This window comes from Thermogemmatispora sp. (assembly GCF_042408735.1).
In the GTDB taxonomy this organism is placed as follows: Bacteria; Chloroflexota; Ktedonobacteria; order Ktedonobacterales; family Ktedonobacteraceae; genus Thermogemmatispora.
Genome location: NZ_JBHOQV010000150.1, coordinates 63,611 through 82,927, shown reverse-complemented (window position 1 = coordinate 82,927; position 19,317 = coordinate 63,611). Strand labels below are relative to the sequence as shown.

At 63.0% G+C, this 19,317-nt stretch carries 14 protein-coding genes; 10 read left to right on the top strand and 4 right to left on the bottom strand.

Going from position 1 to position 19,317, the window contains the following annotated elements:
- The 5 genes from ACFMO7_RS16740 to ACFMO7_RS16720 form a co-directional block, all read left to right on the top strand.
- The coding region (locus ACFMO7_RS16740; protein WP_376796627.1) for a glycoside hydrolase family 15 protein at positions 1–1,657 on the top strand (1,657 nt) is incomplete at its 5' end.
- A gap of 495 nt (positions 1,658–2,152) precedes the next feature.
- The gene (locus ACFMO7_RS16735; protein WP_376796626.1) at positions 2,153–3,934 is read left to right on the top strand and encodes an NADPH-dependent assimilatory sulfite reductase hemoprotein subunit; all 1,782 of its coding nucleotides are present in this window, start codon (positions 2,153–2,155) and stop codon (positions 3,932–3,934) included.
- Positions 3,935–4,103: 169 nt separating this feature from the next.
- The gene (locus ACFMO7_RS16730; RefSeq protein ID WP_376796625.1) at positions 4,104–4,820 is read left to right on the top strand and encodes a bifunctional precorrin-2 dehydrogenase/sirohydrochlorin ferrochelatase; all 717 of its coding nucleotides are present in this window, start codon (positions 4,104–4,106) and stop codon (positions 4,818–4,820) included.
- Between the two features lie 13 nt (positions 4,821–4,833).
- Complete coding sequence (gene cobA / locus ACFMO7_RS16725; RefSeq protein ID WP_376796624.1) at positions 4,834–5,670, top strand: uroporphyrinogen-III C-methyltransferase; 837 nt, start codon at positions 4,834–4,836, stop codon at positions 5,668–5,670.
- A gap of 127 nt (positions 5,671–5,797) precedes the next feature.
- Entirely contained in the window at positions 5,798–6,997 is a 1,200-nt protein-coding gene (locus ACFMO7_RS16720; protein ID WP_376796623.1) for a class I SAM-dependent rRNA methyltransferase, read from the top strand.
- 239 nt (positions 6,998–7,236) lie between these two features.
- Here ACFMO7_RS16720 and ACFMO7_RS16715 read toward each other — a convergent pair whose 3' ends face one another.
- Positions 7,237–8,193, bottom strand: a complete 957-nt coding sequence (locus ACFMO7_RS16715) for a zinc-binding alcohol dehydrogenase family protein (RefSeq protein WP_376796622.1) — start codon at positions 8,191–8,193, stop codon at positions 7,237–7,239.
- 115 nt (positions 8,194–8,308) lie between these two features.
- Between ACFMO7_RS16715 and ACFMO7_RS16710 the strand changes: the two genes are divergently transcribed.
- Positions 8,309–8,767: a MarR family winged helix-turn-helix transcriptional regulator gene (locus tag ACFMO7_RS16710; RefSeq protein ID WP_376796621.1), complete on the top strand. Its 459-nt coding sequence runs from the start codon at positions 8,309–8,311 to the stop codon at positions 8,765–8,767.
- 706 nt (positions 8,768–9,473) lie between these two features.
- On the opposite strand, the gene ACFMO7_RS16705 is transcribed toward ACFMO7_RS16710, so the two are convergent.
- The 3 genes from ACFMO7_RS16705 to ACFMO7_RS16695 form a co-directional block, all read right to left on the bottom strand.
- Positions 9,474–10,901, bottom strand: coding sequence for a zinc ribbon domain-containing protein (locus ACFMO7_RS16705; protein ID WP_376796620.1), 1,428 nt, complete (start codon positions 10,899–10,901; stop codon positions 9,474–9,476).
- Positions 10,902–11,108: 207 nt separating this feature from the next.
- Positions 11,109–13,829, bottom strand: coding sequence for an ABC transporter permease (locus tag ACFMO7_RS16700; protein ID WP_376796619.1), 2,721 nt, complete (start codon positions 13,827–13,829; stop codon positions 11,109–11,111).
- A 29-nt stretch (positions 13,830–13,858) separates the two neighbouring features.
- Positions 13,859–14,608 carry an ABC transporter ATP-binding protein gene (locus ACFMO7_RS16695; RefSeq protein WP_376796618.1) on the bottom strand — a complete coding sequence of 250 codons (750 nt, stop codon included), beginning with the start codon at positions 14,606–14,608 and terminating at the stop codon, positions 13,859–13,861.
- Between the two features lie 480 nt (positions 14,609–15,088).
- Here ACFMO7_RS16695 and ACFMO7_RS16690 point away from each other — a divergent pair, with 480 nt between their 5' ends.
- The 4 genes from ACFMO7_RS16690 to ACFMO7_RS16675 all read left to right on the top strand — a co-directional run bounded on the left by ACFMO7_RS16690 (position 15,089) and on the right by ACFMO7_RS16675 (position 19,196).
- The gene (locus tag ACFMO7_RS16690) at positions 15,089–16,411 is read left to right on the top strand and encodes a sensor histidine kinase (RefSeq protein ID WP_376796617.1); all 1,323 of its coding nucleotides are present in this window, start codon (positions 15,089–15,091) and stop codon (positions 16,409–16,411) included.
- Positions 16,389–16,994: a response regulator gene (locus ACFMO7_RS16685; protein ID WP_376796616.1), complete on the top strand. Its 606-nt coding sequence runs from the start codon at positions 16,389–16,391 to the stop codon at positions 16,992–16,994. The genes ACFMO7_RS16690 and ACFMO7_RS16685 overlap by 23 nt, the downstream gene beginning before the upstream one ends.
- Positions 16,995–17,200: 206 nt before the next feature.
- The gene (locus ACFMO7_RS16680; RefSeq protein ID WP_376796615.1) at positions 17,201–18,586 is read left to right on the top strand and encodes a GAF domain-containing protein; all 1,386 of its coding nucleotides are present in this window, start codon (positions 17,201–17,203) and stop codon (positions 18,584–18,586) included.
- Positions 18,561–19,196 (top strand): response regulator, encoded by a 636-nt coding sequence (locus tag ACFMO7_RS16675; protein WP_376796614.1) that lies wholly within the window; start codon positions 18,561–18,563, stop codon positions 19,194–19,196. Before ACFMO7_RS16680 ends, ACFMO7_RS16675 begins: the two co-directional genes overlap by 26 nt.
- Positions 19,197–19,317 lie beyond the last annotated feature (121 nt).

The following is a 19,317-nucleotide window of genomic DNA, read 5'->3' as shown; positions in this document are numbered from 1 at the left end:
GTATGAGGACGGCTCGTGCCATAGCCTGGTGCGCATTGTGGAATGTACGCATGGAGAGCTGCCGATTACGGTAACCCTGAAGGCGACGCCCAACTATGGAGCGACAACAAGCCAGATCGAGCTGCTGCCCAACGCTACGGGGGCGGTGATCTCGGATGGCCAACAGCATATTGGGCTGGCGATCATTGGGGCCTATCGGCTGCCGGGCTTCTCTCTGGAGATCGTGCCGGACGAGGGGGAGGAGCCGGAGGCGCTCCATCCCGCTCTGGTGGTGCAAGCCACACTGCGCGAGGGCGAGCGGCTGATCTTTGCGATCGGTATGGGGCGCAGCCTGCGCGCGGCACGGAAGCTGGTGGAGCAGGAGCTGCTCCAGCGCGATTTTACCGCGGAGCTGGCCCATACGTTGCATTGCTGGCGACGCTGGATCTCGGGGATCAACTACGATGGCCCATATGCCGAATGGGTTCGACGCAGCGCCCTTGTGCTGAAGATGATGACCTATGCGCCGACTGGGGCCCTGGTGGCCGCGCCCACAACGTCGCTGCCAGAGGAGATCGGGGGCGTGCGCAACTGGGAATATCGCTTTACCTGGCTGCGCGATGCCGCCTTTACGCTCTATGCCCTGCTGGTGCTCGGCTTTACCGATGAGGCCCGCGCCTTTACCTACTGGCTGCGCCGCCTGTCGTATTCTAACGGCGAGGACCTGCAGGTGATGTACGGCATCCGTGGCGAGCGCGAGCTGCCGGAGCGGGAGCTGCCACATTTGGAGGGCTATTGTGGCTCGCGCCCGGTGCGCATCGGCAACGCCGCTGCCGATCAGAAGCAGATGGATGTCTTCGGCGAGATCCTGGATTGCATCCATCTCTACCGCCGCCGCGGTGGCTTCGAACGCTACGGCGAGAAGCTGGAAGGCCCCCTGTGGGAAATGCTGCGCTCACTGGTCGACTACGTCTGCGCCCACTGGCATGAGCCGGACCGCGGCATCTGGGAGATGCGTGGCGAGCCCCGCCACTATGTGTATTCGAAGGTCATGTGTTGGGTCGCGCTGGACCGCGGCATCCGCGCCGCTGAGCAGCTCCATCTGGAGGCTGATCTCCTGCGCTGGTACCGCGTGCGCGATCAGATTCGGGCGGATGTGCTGGCCCACGGCTATAATACCGAGATCGGTGCGTTCACCCAATCATATGCGAGCACGGCCCTTGATGCCTCCAATCTGCTCCTGCCGCTGATCGGCTTCATCCCTGCCGACGATCCCCGGATGCGCTCAACAGTCGATCGCATTATGGAGCAGCTCACGGACGAGCATGGCTTCGTCTACCGCTACCTGTCGGAGGACGGCTTGCCCGGCCAGGAGGGTACGTTTACGATCTGTACCTGCTGGCTGATCGATAATCTGGCCATGCAGGGCCGCCTCGATGAGGCGCGCTCGCTCTTCGAACGCTTGCTGACTTACGGCGGGAATCTCGGCCTCTTCTCGGAAGAGATCGATTCGCGCAATCGTGTGGCTCTGGGCAATTATCCCCAGGCTTTTACTCATATCGCTCTTATCAATAGCGCTTATAATCTTTATAAGGCAGAACAGCGTCTGGCTGAGCGCGATCGCTGCACGCAGCCGGTAATCGCCGCCATCCAGTTGCAGAAGAAGACCGACGAGTAAGCGAGCGCACCGGCGGGCGTTCGATCGGTAGTAGCTGGAGAGAAAGAGGAGCAAACGGAGCCTCCCACTGCTTGAGTCCGTTGCTCCTCCCCCGCTTACTCACTCGCTCGCTTGCTCGCTCTGCGAGCGTCAGCGTCAGTACTCAGCCGACCAGCTGGCAGGAAGGACGAGGTCGCCTCCTTGCTGCTGCGGCAGGACGCCGTACCCAAGATGGGCTGCCTCTGTACGCGGGTCACTGGGGACCTCCCCGGTGGCCCGCTTGTTGTTTGTTCCAGCGCCATGTATCGCGCTGCGCTCTGAGGCGCGCGTATGGTCTCGCCTGACCTGGCCCTCTCTGGCTTCGCTGCCGCCGCCGCCAGCTCCCCTCGGGCCGCGCCCTTCCCTGGCCCCCCGCGCCGTTGCTCTGGTGCGCCTATTGACAAACAGTGCTCTGTATCGTATGTTAATTAATAGTTTCTATAGTTGATCCATTATGTCAACTTTGAGGACTGAGGTATGGCGACCGAGCAAGAGCATCAGACCCCTTCTTCCGCTGGCAGCAATCTCCTGGGCCTGGGAGTCGGCGGCGGCAGCAAGGTAGAGCGCATCAAGGCCGAGAGCCGCTATCTGCGCGGAGAGATCGCCGAAGAGCTGGCTCAGGACAGCACGCACTTCAGCGAGGCGCAGGTTCAGCTCATCAAGTTTCACGGTATTTATCAGCAGGAGAACCGTGACCTGCGCCAGGCGCGTAAGGCCGCGGGTGAGGAGAAGGCTTATCAGTTCATGGTCCGCTCGCGTATTCCGGGGGGCGCATTGACCGCCGAGCAATATCTGGTCGAAGATGATCTGGCGGGCCGCTATGCCAATGGAACCCTACGCTTCACGACGCGCCAGGGCATTCAGCTGCATGGCGTCTTGAAGCACAATCTGCGCGCCACGATCCGCGCCATCAACGAGGCCTTGCTCTCGACGTTGGCGGCCTGTGGCGATGTGAACCGCAACGTGATGGCCTGTCCGGCGCCGGCGCGCAATCGGGCCCAGGCGCAGGTGCAAGAGGTGGCGCGGCAGATCGCCCGTCATCTGGCGCCGCGCAGCCGGGCCTATCACGAGATCTGGATCGACGGACAGCATGTCCAGACGGTGGGTACGCCGGACGACGAGGTGGTAGAGCCGATCTATGGCCCGACCTATTTGCCGCGCAAGTTCAAGATCGGCGTGGCCTTCCCGGGCGATAACTGTATCGATGTCTATACCCAGGACATCGGACTGGTGGCCGAGCTGGACGATGGCGGCGAGCTGGCTGGCTTTACGGTCCTGGTTGGGGGCGGCATGGGCATGACCCACGGCAAGGCCGAGACGTTCCCGCGCCTGGGCACTCCCCTCTGCTTCGTGCCTGCGGCTGAGACGCTGCCGGTGGTGGAGACGATCGTGACCATCCAGCGCGACTATGGCGACCGGCAGAATCGCAAACACGCGCGCATGAAGTATGTGGTCGAGGAGCGCGGTATCGAGTGGTTCCGGGCTGAGCTGGAGCGGCGCCTGGGCCATGCGGTGGCCGATCCGCATCCGCTGCGCTGGGAGGGAGTCGATGATCACCTGGGCTGGCACGAGCAGGGCGATGGGCGCTGGTTTCTGGGGGTCTACGTGGAGAACGGGCGCGTGCGCGATACCGAGACCTGCCAGCTACGCACGGGCCTGCGGCGAGCTATCGAGACCTTCCGTCCCGGCATTCGTTTAACCGGACAGCAGAATATCCTGCTGACCGATCTGACGGCGGAGCAGCGTGAGCCGCTGGAGGCCCTGTTGCGCGAGCATGGCATTGAGACCGATCCTGCCAGGTTGGGGGTGAAGCGTTATGCGATGGCCTGCCCGGCCTTGCCGACCTGTGGCCTGGCGGTGGCTGAGGCCGAGCGCGCTCTGCCGGGTGTGGTCCGTGAGATTGGGCGCCAGTTGGAGGAGCTGGGCCTGGCCGGCGAGCGTCTCAGCCTGCGGATGAGCGGCTGCCCCAACGGTTGCGCTCGCCCCTATATGGGCGATATTGGCTTCGTGGGCCGCTCCAAGGATCTCTACAATATCTACGTCGGCGGCGACTGGGAGAATACGCGCCTGACGACCCTCTATGCTGCCTCGGTCCCTTTGCGGGAGATTCCGGCTACGATTCGCCCGCTGCTGTTGCTCTGGCGTGCTGAGCGTGCGCCTGGCGAGACCTTCGGTGACTACTGTCAGCGGGTCGGGGTGGAGTATCTGCGCCAGCGCGTTCAGTCGCTCGGCGAACGTGAGTTGAGCGGCTTACATTGATGGCCTGACCTGTGCGCCCGCTGCTCTTTCCCAAGAGGCGGGCGCGCCCTTTATGAGCGCCTTGAGCGGGGCCGATGACTGGTGGCCGCCTGGCGAGGGCTGGCCGCTGGGATGGCCGATCTGTGTTGAGTGAGCGAGCGAGAGAGCTGAGAGAGGGACGGCAAGAGAGATGCCGAACTATTACCCGATTATGTTGGATGTGCGCGGTCGGCGGGTGGTGGTGATTGGGGGCGACCGGCTGGCGGCGGAGCGGGCCCAGACCTTCGCCGCCTGTGGTGCCCGCGTCTGTGTCATTGCTCCCGAATGGTGCGCGGAGCTGGAACGGGTGGCCCGCGAGCTGGGCGAGCAGTTGGAGCTGCGCCCTCGCCCTTATCGACCCGGCGACCTGGAGGGGGCGTTTGTGGTAATCGCTACGACGCGCGAGCCAACACTGGTGGAAGCTGTCTGGCGCGAGGCGCAGGAGCGCGGACAGTTGCTCAATATCGTGGATCTGCCTGAGCGCTGCAATTTCATTACGCCCTCGATCCTGCGCCGCGATCCGCTGACGGTGGCGGTCTCGACCGAAGGGGTCAGTCCCGGTCTGGCAAAGTTGATCCGTCAGGAGCTGGAGCAGCATTTTTCTCACGCTTACGGGGCCTTGCTGCGCCTGGCTGCGGAGGCCCGGGCCTTGCTGCGGACCCAGGGCGTCGCCTATGAGCAGCGCGATGCCTTTTTTCAGGAGTTCTACCGCTCGGCGGTGCTGGCCCATCTGGAGGCCGGCGCCGAAGCAGAGGCCCGCGCTCTGACGGCGGAGCTGCTGGGCAAGTATGGCGTGACGGTGCCTCCATCTGTCGGCGAGGCCGAGGCTGGCGCCAGTGCCGCCGATGAGCGTTCACTGGCCTCCTAGAGGAGGGAGATGGATGAGCAAGGATCTGGAGCAGGAAGGCGCTCCCCTTGAGGGCGGCAAGGTTTATCTGGTGGGGGCCGGTCCGGGGGCGCCCGACTTGATTACGCTCAAGGGCCTGCGCTGCTTACGGGCCGCCGATGTCGTGATCTATGATCGGTTGATTGCTCCCCAGCTCCTGGCGGAGGCCCGGGCCGATGCCGAGCTGATCTTCGCCGGGAAGAGGCCAGGCTGCCATCAGCTGCCCCAGGCGGAGATCAATCGTCTCTTGGTTGAGCACGCGCGTCAGGGACGCCTGGTGGTGCGCCTGAAGGGCGGCGATCCCTTTGTCTTCGGACGCGGTGGCGAGGAGGCGGAGGCCCTGGCCCAGGCCGGTATTCCTTTCGAAGTGGTTCCGGGCGTCAGTGCGGCCCTGGCCGTGCCGGCCTACGCTGGGGTTCCCGTGACCCACCGCGGCCTGGCTTCGTCGGTGACGATCGTGACCGGGCACAGGGAGCGAGGCACTGGGGCGAGCGCCGTGGATTGGCAGGCCCTGGCGCGTGCGGGGGGAACGCTGGTGATTTTGATGGGGGTGAAGACGTTGCCGCAGATCGTGGCCGGGCTGCTGGCTGGGGGGCTGGACGCGGCGACGCCGGCTCTGGTTGTGGAGTGGGGAACGTTACCGCAGCAGCGCTGTGTTCAGGCCAGCCTGGCCGAGATAGCTGCACGGGCCGCGGAGGCCGGCGTGCGCGCCCCAGCGGTCGTCGTTGTCGGGGCGGTGGTCCACCTCCGTGAGCTGCTGGCCTGGTTTCGGGACGAAGGGACGGCTGCCCTTGTCGCCGATGACCCGTATGCTATAATGGCCGACGAGTAAAGCCGCTGTCTTTCCCGGCCCTCTGCGTTGGCAGGCAGGCTGGGAAAGCGCGGCGGGGGAGGATGCCGTCGCCATTACGGCTGGCTGGCCAGTGTCTGCGATGTCTTCGCTTTATCCACAGGTACGTTTGAAACCGCAGCGCGAGGAGCCGCTGCTCAACGGCCATCTCTGGGTCTTCTCGGGAGCCTTGCAGCAGGTACCACGCGAGGTCGAACCAGGAGGGCTGGTGGAAGTGCGCTCGGCCTCGGGGCAGTTCCTCGGGCGTGGTTATTATCATCCTCGCACCGATATTGCCATTCGTCTGTTGACGCGTCGCGAGGAGCCGATCGATGCCTCCTTCCTGCGCCGACGCATCCGCCAGGCTCTGGAGCTGCGCCGCGTCTTTGACCCTGCTGTGACCAACATCTACCGGCTGATCCATTCTGAGGGCGACGGCTTGCCTGGCCTGATCGTCGATCGCTACGCCGAGGTGCTGGTGGCTCAGGTCCATACACTCGGCATGGAGCGTCTCCTGCCTCTGCTGGTGGAGCCACTGCTGCTGGAGACGGGCGCACGTGGCCTGCTCTTGCGCAACGATAGTCAGGCCCGGCGCCGCGAAGGGCTATCCCTGGAGGAGCCGCGCCTGCTGGCTGGCGAGGTGCCGCCAGAGGTGGAGGGACGGGAGAACGGCGTGCGCTATCTGATCGATCCCTGGCACGGCCAAAAGACCGGCTTTTTTCTGGATCAGCGCGACAAGCGGGCCGCGCTGGCCAAGTATGTGCGGGCCGTGACCACGGACCTCCCACCCGAAGGGATGGCGCGTGTGCTCAACTGCTTCTCCTATACCGGTGGCTTCTCGCTGGTGGCGGCCCTGGCTGATCGGCGGGTGCAAGTTACCAGCGTTGATAGCTCGCAGCCGGCCATGACGGCGGCCCAACGTCACTTCGCTCTCAACGGCCTGGAGGCCGGGCGCCATCGGTTCATTGTCTCCGATGTCTTTGCCTATCTAGAAGAGGCGCGTGGGCGCGGCGAGCGCTTCGACATTGTGGTCCTTGATCCGCCGGCCTTTGCGCGTAGCCAGACGGCAAGGTCCCAGGCCCTGCGGGCCTATCGTCGTCTGAATCTGCTCGGCATGAGCGTACTGCGGCCTGGTGGGATCTTGCTGAGCTGCTCTTGCTCGGGAGCGATTGGACTCGATGATCTGTCTGGGACGCTCTCGCTGGCGGCGCGCGCCCTTGAGCGCGAGGTCCAGGTTTTAGAGGTTCTGACCCATAGCTGTGACCATCCCCTCAGGCTGGCTATGCCCGAGACCCTCTATCTCAAAGCCATGTTTTGCCGTTTGCTCTAGCAAGAGAAGCGGTCGTCAATCAGGTGGAGCGTTGTCCGAGCTGGCTGAGGACCTGCCAGGGAGGGAGGGCATGCCCTCCCTGGTTGCGAACAACGCCGCGGCGAGGCAAAGCGAGAAGATGCCTGCCTTCGCCCCGATTTGGTCACGAGATCGGCCGGCCTTGCCTGATGGGGCAGCCGGGCCCTTGGCGCGTGGGTTGCTGTCGGCGGTCAGGAACAATTCACTCGCTGGGGACCCCCTCAAATCTCAATCACTGGACGGGACCGAGAGATGTCTGCGGACCAAGCGTCTGCGATCTTCGAGAGAGGAACGGTGGTAGTCGCGATCTGCAACTTTCCTCGCGCTGCTGCTTGCAACACGCTGTCGATCGCCTTTAGGAGGCGGTCGAAAGGAAGGCTGCCAATGCCACTTCCCATCAGTTGGAGAGCGGAGGCCCGCAGGATCTGGCCCGGCAGGGAGATGGTGGCCGCGGAAATCCCACCAATGTGAATGCAGCGGGTCGGAACCCCCTCTTTCCCCGCCTTGGCCGCCGCCACGAGCAACCGCTCCATACTTGGTCCCCAGAGATAGTCGAGCACGATATCGACTCCCTCGTGAAATGCGGAGAGAAAGGCTTGTTCCAGCGCCTCCCCGTCCTGATCAAGGGGGATGGTAAGGTCAGCTCCCAAGGAGAGCAGGGAGCGCAGGACCGCGCGATTGCGCCCCGTGGCAATCACTTTCCTGGCTCCCAGGTAGCTGGCAATCTGAACCGCCAGACGGCCAGAGATGCCGGTCGCGCCGTTGACCATGACCGTTTCACCTGCCTGAAACCTCGCGGTCTCCACCAGCGCTGCCCAGGAGGACATTCCAGGGATGGCAAGCGCCGCGGCGGTCACATCGTCCAGCTCATCAGGCACGCTCAAACAGTGAGAGACTTTCACCCTCGTTCGCTCGGCCAGGCTTCCGAAGGGGACCGTGGGCAGGGCAAAGTAGACACGGCGACCAGAGGCGAGCCTTCCGACGCCATCGACACCGGCTACAAAGGGAAATTGATTGCTGGCGCTGCTGTAGTGTGTTCCCGATGCCCGGCTCCTGGTCACATGGCTCAGCGAGGCAGCGGTCACGGTGATCAAGTGCTCCCCCTCAGCGGACGTTGGCTCGGGAAAATCGCCGTAGACAGGCGCCTGGCCCGACTGCAAGACAATGGCGGCTTTCATGGTCTTCTCCTCTTTCTGACCTCTCGGCTTCCGTTAGATATGTGTATTTTGCACGCATCTAGTATAGCAGAAAGAGCCTGGACAGGTCCAGCCGGCCCGTGTATACTGCACCCATATGGAGCCGACCATTCATCAGTTCTACGAAGCCCTTTTTGACCTTATCGGGCTGTTGAACCAACCCCAACGCGATAGCGTCCTGCTGCGGGAGGCGGGTGTTTCCCTTGATCGAGCCTTGCTTCCCTTGCTGGTCGCGATTGGTCGTAAAGGCACGATTGGCATTGTGGAGCTGGCGGGGCTGGTCGGGCGCCATCACAGCACCGTGAGTCGCCAGGTTGCTGCGATGGCGCGCTTGGGACTGGTGACACGCCAGGCTGCTACTGGTGATCGCAGGGAACACAAGGTGACGATTACCAGAGAGGGGCTGGCGATTGTCCAGGCCCTGGAGGCGGCCCGCGAGAGGCTAGTGCAGCCGATCGTTGCCAGGTGGGATCCCGAGGACTGGCAGACTTTCGTCTCCTTGCTCCGTCGCTTTGCTGATGATGCCTTAGCTCTTTCTGTGAAGAGAAAAGGATGAAGGCGTCTTCCCGTCGCTGCTCCCGGGGACCCGCTGCTCCGGCTGCTTCTCGGGATCCTCTGACAAGGGTTAGAAGCACTCGCGCCAGTGCTGGTGGGCTTGTCTGATTGTTGGCCTGGCTCAACGCGGCATGCTAGAGGGGCCCGAGGCTGCAGGTGTCCGGGTACAGAGAGTATGGCTCTTCTGGTTGCCGGCAGCGCTGCTATATTCTGGCCGTTGCTACGAGGTAAATAGTAGCGCTGCGAAGCGGGCGAGCGCTGTCTGGGAATGCGGATCGGGCTGCGGCGTCAGCTCGACTTGCGGGGGCTGCTGGGGGATCACGACCCGACCAGGTGCGCTCAGGCTGGTGGGCCGTACCTCCGCTAACAAAAGGTGATTGGTCTGTCCTGGTTGGGCTGCTGCTTGTAGAGATGAGGGGCGGGATCTGCTCTTGCCTAACGATAGTCAGACCAGGCTGGGCACCGTGGGGGCTGGCGCTCGAGGAGCGCGGAGGTCCAGACCCAGACCTGCGACCATCTCCTCAGTCTGGCCATACCTGGAACTCCCTATCTTAAAGCTATCTTCTGCCGCATCTGCTCACCGGCTCTCCTGCTGCGGTGAGAGGTGGCCTGGCTCACAAGCTGTTGCTCGTGGTGGCTCCTCGTCTGTTCTGCCTGGCCCCCTCTCTCTCAGCCAGGTGCGGGCGGCTGACTTTCCCTGATCTGGCCTAGCGAAGTTGCAAGGGAATCTGCGTCTCCTCGGAGTCGGAGATCAGGTCGGTGTGCAGCAGGATCACGCTACAGGAGGTAGTGCCCGCCGGTATAGAGAAGGTGACCGTACCGGTGTAGTCTGTCGTACCTGCCTTGACGATCCCCGTGAAAGTGTTGGCCGTGGGGGGGTAGCGATCGCTGCCTATCTGCAGGCGCATGAAATCATCGACGTTAAAGCCCACATCCCGGCTCGATGGATTGTCGATGCGGAAGCTCAGCGTGAGGAAACGCTTTCCATTCGCGGCCTGTTTACCGCTGGTGCTCCAGCTTACCAGGGTCGAGGTGATAGTCCATTTGAGACCAGCGTAGGTGGTTTGAGCATTGGAGGGCCTCGTGGTTGTGGGCTGGTACCCCGTGAGGTTAGGATTGTTCTGGAGCGGGATATCCATCTGGGCCTCGGTCGAGGCTCCCAGACGCAGCACCGTGCGGCTTACATCCAGTGTGGCCGGAACAGGGAAGTCCAGCCAGTTGGTGCGCGTCGAGTTGGGCTGCGGCGGACTCGCGTACTGCAGATCGTCGGGGGCAACGCTGCTCTTGTCGGGGAGGATCAGACGAGCAACCTGGTTGTAATCATAGGAGACAAAATCGGTTGTTTGATTGGCCTCCTTGAGTTGCAGGCGCAGGAGCGCTGAGCTGGTGCTCGCCTGGGGATCATCCGGGAAGCCACTGGCCAGTTGCGCGTCCAGGACTGTAATAGTGATAGAGGAGTAGATCAGCGTGGCATTGATGGGGAACGTGCGCGCTGGCATCCTGGTAGCCGTACCGCTGGGGGACTCGCCCTGGCTGGTGATCTGGCTGGCCGAGGTGCTCTGCTCCGCGCGGCTGGCAAGGTTGTGCAGAAAGAGATAGGTCCCGTAGCTCAGGCCGCCGCAGATGGCCAGGATCACCAGGACGATGATCAGGGTGGTGCAGCCGATTCCCGCCAACACTCGACCGGTTGAGCCTTTTTGCGGTTGCGCGTAGGCTGGTACGCCTGGCGGCGCAGCGGCTGGGGGAGGTCCCAGCGGCTGCCGGTAGCCTGGACCCGGCCCTGGCGGCTGCTGGAAAATCGAGGGACCGCCCGGCGGCGGGGGAGTGAAGGTGGGTGGAGGCCCTGCCGAGGGGGCCGGAGTCGGTGGTGGCTGAGGTTGGGCTGCCTGTGGAGGGGGTGGTGTGGGCGATACGGGGGCGTCCTGGCGCATCGTCTTGCCATCCCGCACAGCCTGAGGAGGCAGGGCCTCCTGGCCTCCAGGTGAGCGCGGATCAAGAGCCGTCTCCTCAGAAGAGACTCCTCTGCCGGGTGGGGCTGGGGTGGCCTGGAGGAGGGTCCCGCACATTGCACAGAAACTCTGGTTGGCTGTTACCGGGCTGCCACATTGCGGGCAGAACTTTACGCCGGATTGCATCGGTAGTGCTCCTCCTTGCGAAAGAAGGTAAGTGCCTTAGTGACACGTCTAATAAACGGAGCTGCAAGGGCATTCTTACAGATGGGTTGCTCTCCCTCGCTGCGCCTGCCTGGGTTGCGCTGATACAGCATGGCCGGCGGAGCTGATGATCAGCCCTGCCGGCCATTGGTGCGAGCATATACCCCGCCTGTGCGGGCGGTCAAGGCGCTATTCATAGCGCAGCACGATCAGAGGTCGTACGCGCGCCGCCCTCCAGGCCACCAGCGTTGCCGTAGCGCAGGCCAGCAGCACAGGCCCGACGATCAGGGCGATGGTGACCGCTGGTTCCATGCTCAGGATCAGGTTATTATTGAAGAAGACCTTGCTGAAGGCGACCACGCCGCTGGCGGCCAGCAAGGTGGCGCAGAAGGCTCCAACGCCGCCGACAAGAGCGTTTTCAAGCACGATCTGGCCAAGAATCCCCCTGGCGGTGTAGCCAACCGTCTTCAAAATGCCCACTTCGCGCTGCCGCTCCAGCATGGCCAGGGCCACCGAATTGGCGACGATGATCACCCCGGCCAGCAGCGAGAGCAGCGAGATGGCCAGCAGCAGATCGGTGAAGCTGCGCACCTGCTGCAAGAAGGAAGCGGCGCCATCGGTGAGGTTCTGGGCAGAGGCGGAGGGAGCTAGCCGCTCGACCTGCTTAAGCGCCGTCGCCACCTGTGAGCTGGGCACTTGCAGGTAGAAGATGGCGGTCTGGCCCTCTCCGGCGGGACTGAGGGCCGTCACCAGCGAATCGGGAGCCAGCACCTTGCCCAGGGTCTGGTAGCTGTCGGGGATCGAGAAGACGCCAACGATGGTAGCCGTTCTGACGCTCTTGTCGTCCAGGCTGGCGAAGGTGACGCTATCGCCCGGCTTCAGATGCAGGCCGGCCCAGCCAACACGAGTCATAATAGCGCTGATCAGAATATGGTTGGTCCCGCGATCGCTGGCGTTGAGATTGCGCCCGGCGATGATCGTCGGCGTCGGTCGATAGCGAGTCAGGTCGAAGCCCTCGATGCCGCCCAGCATGATGCTCACCTGCTGACCATAGTCGCCGCCCGGCATCTGCATGCGCGCCGGACGACCATTGATGAGCAGGGGCAGCGTCTGGGCAAAGAGATCCAGACGGCTGGCGCTCAGTCCTTTGATGCTCTGCAGGTGAGCGGCGAGCATCGCGCGGTCGCTCCCATTGGTGGTCACCACCAGGTTATACGGCTGCTGCTGGTTCAGAACCGCAGTGACGCGCGCCTGCAGGTCCTGCCCCATACCGATATCGAGGCCCACGCCCGCCACGCCAATGAAGAGTGCCAGCATGGTGGCAACAGTGCGTGTGCGCCGCCTGCCGATGTTGCGCAGGGCCATCTTGATGGTCACCTTCCAGCGACGTGGCAGCCAGGGGATGACCAGCCCCAGCAGCGACAAGAGCAGCAGGAAGGCGCTGAAGACCGGCAGGGTTCTGAAGAGCAGCAACGAGAGAGCCACGCCGATCAAGACCAGCAGAAGCTGGACAGGGTGCAGGCCCTCGGGAACCGGCAGCTTGCTCATGGCCAGGACAAGCAGGCTGAAGATGCCACTCAGCACCAGTAAGAAGGCGAAGGTGCCGTAGGTGACCAGGATCCCTAGTATGAGGTTATTGCTCAGAACGACCGTCGTCAGCATGCAAAAGAGAATAGAGAGTAGAATTGATAGTAGAAAAGTCATAATATGGTCGGATGGATGGCGCTCTGAGATCTCGCGCAGCACCTGCAGCGGGCGGATACTGGCGGCCTGGGCGATCGGGAGTAGACCGAAGATCAAAGCTGTGGCGCAGCCGATGAGGGCGCCACCGAGGAGGAGTCGGCCATCGATCACGAAGGGAACGCTTGTTCCGAAGCGCTGCAGAAGCTGGCGCACCAGGAAGCTGAGGCCCAGCGCGCTCAGCGTCCCAGCTATGCCACTAATGAGGCCGAGCAGTCCCGCCTCCAGACCGAAGAGCGTGTAGAGGTCCTGGCGCTGGTAGCCGGCGGTCTTGAGCATGGCGATCTCGGTGCGGCGCCGTGAGAGTAGCACCTGCATCGTATTGGCGATGCCCACGCCGCCGATGAGCAGGGCGATCAAGCCGGCGATTTTCAGAAACTGGCTGATGGCGTCGATCGTCGCCTGCTGACCCCTGAAGAGATCGCTGGCCGTCTGAGTGCTGGTCTGCGGGAAGCGCGCAGTGATGGCTTTGAGGGCCTGATCGCTATGCGCCTGGTCGGGGGTGGTGATGTTGATCTGCGTATAGTAGGCCAGTCTGGCTGGCGCGGCGGCCAGGTAGTCAGCCTGGGAGATGAGCATCAGATTGCCTGCCTGGGCGAAGGCCCCGCTGTTGGCAATCACGCCGGCGATGGTGACTTGAAGAGTCTCGCCGGTCCCGGTGAGCGTCTTGAGGTAGAGCGGGAAGCTCTGGCCGACCTGCCGCTGGTAGAGCGTGAGAAATTGCTGCGTCACGACCACCCGCTGCCCGCTGAGCAGGCTCGCCAGGGTGGCCGAGGGGGGAGCGACGAAGTCGGGTGCTCCCACCAGAGGGAAGGTGCTGCTATTGACGGCCTCAACGGGGAAAGTCTGGGTAGCTGAGGTCATATTGCTGAAGGCCCCGCTGGCCCCGATGATGGCCGTATAATCGCTGATGGTGCCCTGCCGCTCGAGTTGGTCGAAGAAGGCAAGATCCTGTTGTCGCAGAGGAGCGCCCTGGGCGTTGATGGCGAGGTCGCCGCCGGTGGCCAGGCGAGCGCTGCCCGCCAGCGAATTCTGAAGCATGTAGCCGACCAGTTGCAGAGAGACGATCGCCATGACGCCAACCGTGAGGCAGCAGATGGCCAGCAGGGTCCGCTGGCCGCCGCGCCGCAGTGAGCGTGAGGTGTATTGCAGGTAGAGAGTGGCTTTCACGACACTTCTTCCTTTCTGCGCCCTGGGCGCTACTGGGTGATCACGCGCTGCGAGTAGTCGATGTCGCCAAGCAGGCCATCAACGATACGAATGGCCCGATCGGCCTGAGAGGCCACCACGGGATCATGGGTCGCGATGATAAAGGTTTTGCCGGTCCGCTCACGGAGTTCCAAAATCAGCTTGAGGATGTGCTCGCCGTTGCGGGCATCGAGGTTGCCGGTAGGCTCGTCGGCGATGATCAAGGCGGGGTCGCTGGCCAGGGCGCGCGCAATGGCCACGCGCTGCTGTTCTCCGCCCGAAAGCTGGTTGGGACGGTGATGGGCGCGGTGCGAAAGGCCGACCAGCCCCAGCAGCTCGCGCGCGCGGGCGGCGGGTGAGCCTTTATGCTCGCCGACGTAGAGAGGGACCTCGACGTTTTCCTGGGCCGTCAGGGTGGGAATAAGGTTGAAAGCCTGAAAGACCATGCCAATCTTCTGATTGCGGATCCTGGCCAGGCGGCTTTCGCTCATGTGGCTTATATCCAGGTCCTCGATCAACACGCGGCCAGTGCTGGGACTGTCCAACCCGGCGATGATCCCCAACAAAGTGCTCTTGCCGGAGCCTGAAGGTCCCACAATGGCCACAAACTCGCCGCGCCGAACCTGGAAGCTGATCCCCTTTAAAATCTCGACGCGTTCCTGTCCCAGGGGAAGATGCTTTGTCACCTGCTCTACTGCCATAATGATGGGGTGTTCCACCTCAGTAGAGCAAGCCAGAGTCGCATTAGTGCTGGACCTCATATGGCTTCTTCCTTTCCTGATCTTGACCGTTGCTGGCTGGAGAAAAGCAAAGGACGGAGAGCCTGATCATCCGCCCGCCAGGCTTTCTCTCTCCCTCTATGCCGGGCCCCCTGCGGTTGGGCTGAACTCGACTCGATGAAGGCGAGAAGGGAGCAGTGGATCGTGCTCTTGTGCCGAGTATAGGCCGATTGAAGTCGCAGCAGTAGTGGAGGTAATCAGCAAAATCGCCTGACAAATGTCATGCCAATCTGATGATTGTCCGTACTGGACATGCCCGGCCGGAGCGGTTATACTCCCCCCAGAGAGCGGAAAAGCTGGAAGCGCAGCAGCAACGGTCTCTGGGGAAAGCGATTCGCCCATTGGGAAAAGGCAACGGAAGATGCCTTGCCAGTCATCGGCCTGTCTGCGCTAGAAACGAGCAAAAGTATGGCGCGCCGCTTGCACATCCTCGGGCCATTTCTTCGGAAGGCAGCTCCCCTTATGGCTGCAGAAGAGCCGCAGCCTGGGCCGGAGACACTTCCGCTCTGGCCCGTAGAGAGGCTTTCACCTTACCTCATCTGGAGCGTCTGGGTCGCCTGGGTTCCTCTCTTCCTGCCGATCATCTTCCAAAAGCTTTTGTCACATCCAGGGCCTTTGGATGCTTTTGCATCAATAGCGGGAGTAATTTGCTTTTTTAGTGTCTATCTCTGGGCAAGCTGGGGTGATGCCCGTTATCTGGCTTCCACGCCGCCGACGGCCAATCCCGTTGAGCCGCGTCTCTTGCGGGCCTGGCTGATTATGGGGCTGCTAAGCCTCCTGGCAATCCCGCTGGTACTGCTCAACGGCGGGAATAGCTGGTTCAACCTCTTCTACTACATCAGCGGCTACAGCGGTGGGCGCCTGCCTGTGCGTCAAACGGCGCTGGCTGTTGCTGGGCTGGCTCTGCTGGCGAGCCTGCTCGCCCTGCTGGCCCATAACTCGCTCAACGTTCTGGGCATGACCCTGCTCTTCATCGGGATCATAGGCGCGCTCATCTCGGCTGTCGGCCATTTTGTCAGGACCAGCCAGCGGCTGCGCAGCGCGCGCCTGGAAATTGCTCGCCTGGCAGCCACTGCAGAGCGGCTACGCATCGCGCGTGATCTTCACGACCTGCTCGGCCACAGTCTTTCGTTGATTGCCCTCAAGAGCGAGCTGGCTGGTCGTCTGCTTGATCAGGCGCCGGAGCGGGCGGCTCAGGAGATTCGCGACATTGAGCAGGTTGCCCGCTTTACTTTGCAAGAGGTGCGTGAAGCTGTGAGCGCCTATCGCCGGCCAGCGCTGCTCGATGAGCTACGGGCCGCGCGTGAGCTGCTAGAGGTAGCGGGAGTGCACTACCGGTTCGAGGGCGAGCGTGCTCTGGAGGCTGTGAGGGTGCCGGCGCTGGAAGTTGTCTGCTCCTGGATTGTGCGCGAAGGCGTGACCAACGTCATCCGGCATAGTCGGGCGCGCGAGTGCTACATTCGCTTCAAGCAAGGGGGGCAGATGCTCTGGATCACGATCAAGAACGATGGGTGCGGGCAGTCCCCTCAAGGTGGTTTGCCGGCGGCGGGCAACGGCCTGCGAGGTTTGGCCGAGCGGGTCCTGGAGCTGGGAGGACAGTTCGAGGCGGGACCGGTCAGCGATGGCTTTCGCCTGGAGGTGGCCTTACCGCTGACGAAGCGTCGCCGTGAGCCGACAGAAGACCCTGTCTCTGGAGGCAGGGGTCTTGAAGAAGCGCGGCAGCGCTCAGAGAGACGAACCGATGTCACGGGAGGACCGAGCGATGATACGAGTCCTGCTGGCTGAAGATCAAGCCATGGTACGCGGGGCCCTGGCGGCGCTGCTCAGTCTGGCGGGCGACATCGAGGTGGTTGCCGAAGTGGGGCGAGGCGACGAGGTCGTGCCAGCGGCATTAGAGACCCGACCCGATGTAGCGCTCTTAGACATCGAGATGCCGGGAGGCGATGGCCTCACGGTTGCGGCGGCCCTCCATCGGCAACTGCCGGAATGCCGCATCCTCATATTGACCACCTTTGGCCGTCCTGGCTATCTCAAACAGGCCCTGGCCAGTGGCGTGGTAGGTTTTCTTCTCAAAGATGCCCCTTCGACCCAGCTAGCGACCTCCATCAGGCGGGCGCTGGCCGGGGAGCGCATCGTTGATCCGGCCCTGGCCATGGCGGCTCTCAGCGAGGGAGACAACCCTCTCAGCGAGCGTGAGCGGGAGGTCTTGCGGGCTGCCCTGCCGGGGGCGAGCATAGCCGAAATTGCGGCTCGGCTCTTCCTCTCCGAGGGAACGGTCCGCAACTATCTCTCCGTAGCCATCCAGAAGATGGGGGCGCGCAACCGCATTGAAGCGGCGCAATTGGCCCGTCAAAAAGGCTGGCTCTAGAAGACAATCTCAGTGACAGGAAGGCAGGCAGACAGGCAGGCGCGGGGTGGTGGTTCCTTTTCCCTTTCCCTTGGGCTGCAGCCTGCTCAGAGGTATCCCGGAGCAGGAGCCGGAGAGAGCTGCTATAATAATGAGAAGTCAATGAAGACGGAGAGACGTCCTTGCTCGGGCCTGGGTAGTTGCGCGTCACAGGGAAGAAGCCTGCTATGGTACAGACCAGCGACGAAAGCCGGACGAACCTGATCGCCAGCCTGCAGGAGCGGGCCGAAGAGCTGGCCCAGCTCAACCGCATCGCCATTGCCCTCACCTCGGAGTTCGATCTTCAGCGCCTGCTCCAGATGATCACCGATGCCGCCCGGCGGGTGACCGCCGCCGAATATGCCGCCTTTTTCCTCATTCCCGAACTCACGGGCGAAGTCTCAGAGCGGCGCATCAAAAAAGGACTCTTCCATCTGGCGGCCATCTCGGGCGAGCATGGTGTTGAAGAGCACTTCCGCCACGTTGGTCCGGTTGAAGGCATCGGTGTGCTGCATCCCGTCTTCTGGAAAGGCACCTCAGTTTTGGTCGACGACGTCGTCAGCGACCGACGCTACGTCGGCATTCCTCGTGGCCACATTCCCGTGCGCAGCTTTCTCGGCGTCCAACTGCGGACGCGCGAGGGGTCGATTCTGGGAGCGTTTCTCATTGGGCACACTCAGCCCAGGCGCTTCAAGCCGCGCCACGTCGAGCTGATCGAGGCTCTCAGCGCCCAGGCCGCCGTGGCCATTCACAACGCCCAGCTCATTGCTCGCGAGCGGCGAGCCATGGAAGAGCAGGCGGCCCGGCTCGAACGGGAGGTTCGCGAGCGCACCGCCGAGCTGGAGCGGCGCAATCAGGAGCTGACGCGGGTAGCCACCGATCTCCAGACCCTGCACCATGAGCTAACCGAAGCCCAGAAGCGTCAGATGCTGGCCGACGAGCGCAGCCGCATCGCTCAGGAACTGCACGACCGCGTTCAGCAGACCCTGTTCACAATCGGTCTCAAGGCCGATTGGGTTCTGGAGCAATTGCCGGCGGGATCGCCTCTAGAGCGGCCCCTGCGTACCATCAAGCAGCTTGCCTCGCTTGGTACAGCCCAGGTACGTGATGCCATCTTTGCCCTCTCTTCCAGCGAACCGCAGACCCAGGACGGCGGGCTTATCAGTCGCCTGCACGCCCTCATTCACGACCTGCGCGAATCCGCCGCTGGCCTCGATGTCGATCTGGTGGTGGCCGAGTGGGCAAGCGCGCCGCCGGTGGCCGTCGAGAACGCCCTGTTCAGTGTAGCGCGCGAGGCCCTTTCCAATGTCCTGCGTCATGCCCAGGCAACCGCCGTTGTGGTCACAGTGCAGGTCACGCGCACCCAGGCCGTGCTGGTTGTTCAGGATAACGGGGTCGGCCTGGCGCCGGAGATCCTGGAGAACTATCGTCAGAATCCGGCCCACCTGGGACTGCGCGGCATGCAGCAGCGGGTCAGCGACTGTGGTGGGCAGCTCCTGCTGGTCAACGGTGAGGAAGGCGGCCTGATTGTAAAGGCGGTGATCCCTCTTGATTCGCTTACTGATCGTCGATGATCACGAGATGGTGCGCGAGGGTCTCAAGGCCATGCTGGTCTCGGAGCCGGATTTCGAGATCGTGGGCGAGGCGGCCACCGCCGAGCAGGCCCTAGAGCTGGTCGAGCGTCTGCGCCCGGACATCATTCTGCTCGATGTGCGCCTGCCTGGAGCCAGCGGCGTCGCCCTCTGCCGCCAGGTCTGCGAGCGCTATCCCCAGATCGGCGTGATCATTGTGACCACCTATACCGATGAGCAACTGGTGGCCGATTGCCTGCAGGCGGGCGCGCGCGGCTATATTGTCAAAGATATCGAGCGCTTCGATCTCAAACGCTCGATTCGGGCGGTGGCACGTGGCGAGGCGGCCATTGACCCCAAGGCGGCAGTAGCTGTGCTGGCCCACCTGCGCCGGACGTCGGTACGCCAGGAACCGGCACCGGAGCCGCTGAGCGCCCAGCAACTGGTCATTCTGCGCCTCATCGCCCAGGGCCTTTCCAGCCGCGAGATCGCCGCCAAGCTCTACCTCAGCGAAAACACGGTCAAGAGCTACGTTCAGGAGATCCTTCATCGCCTGGGAGTCAAGAACCGTACCGAGGCCGTGATGGTCGCCGTCAAGCAGGGCTGGCTCTGAGCGAGCGGCCCTGCTCACCTGTCAACTTCCCCCTCCAAAGGGGGGGGAACAAGACCCTTCCTTCGGGGGTAACACCTTGCTCCCCTCACTGGCTATACTGAGAGCAGCACCATCGTAACCA

Excerpts from the sequence above, each read along its gene's own strand:
- ACFMO7_RS16735 (WP_376796626.1), top strand. The coding sequence starts at position 2,153 with ATGGCGACCGAGCAAGAGCATCAGACCCCTTCTTCCGCTGGCAGCAAT.
- ACFMO7_RS16730 (WP_376796625.1), top strand. The coding sequence starts at position 4,104 with ATGCCGAACTATTACCCGATTATGTTGGATGTGCGCGGTCGGCGGGTG.
- cobA (WP_376796624.1), top strand. The coding sequence starts at position 4,834 with ATGAGCAAGGATCTGGAGCAGGAAGGCGCTCCCCTTGAGGGCGGCAAG.
- ACFMO7_RS16715 (WP_376796622.1), bottom strand. The coding sequence starts at position 8,193 with ATGAAAGCCGCCATTGTCTTGCAGTCGGGCCAGGCGCCTGTCTACGGC.
- ACFMO7_RS16710 (WP_376796621.1), top strand. The coding sequence starts at position 8,309 with ATGGAGCCGACCATTCATCAGTTCTACGAAGCCCTTTTTGACCTTATC.
- ACFMO7_RS16705 (WP_376796620.1), bottom strand. The coding sequence starts at position 10,901 with ATGCAATCCGGCGTAAAGTTCTGCCCGCAATGTGGCAGCCCGGTAACA.
- ACFMO7_RS16695 (WP_376796618.1), bottom strand. The coding sequence starts at position 14,608 with ATGAGGTCCAGCACTAATGCGACTCTGGCTTGCTCTACTGAGGTGGAA.
- ACFMO7_RS16690 (WP_376796617.1), top strand. The coding sequence starts at position 15,089 with ATGGCTGCAGAAGAGCCGCAGCCTGGGCCGGAGACACTTCCGCTCTGG.
- ACFMO7_RS16685 (WP_376796616.1), top strand. The coding sequence starts at position 16,389 with ATGATACGAGTCCTGCTGGCTGAAGATCAAGCCATGGTACGCGGGGCC.
- ACFMO7_RS16680 (WP_376796615.1), top strand. The coding sequence starts at position 17,201 with ATGGTACAGACCAGCGACGAAAGCCGGACGAACCTGATCGCCAGCCTG.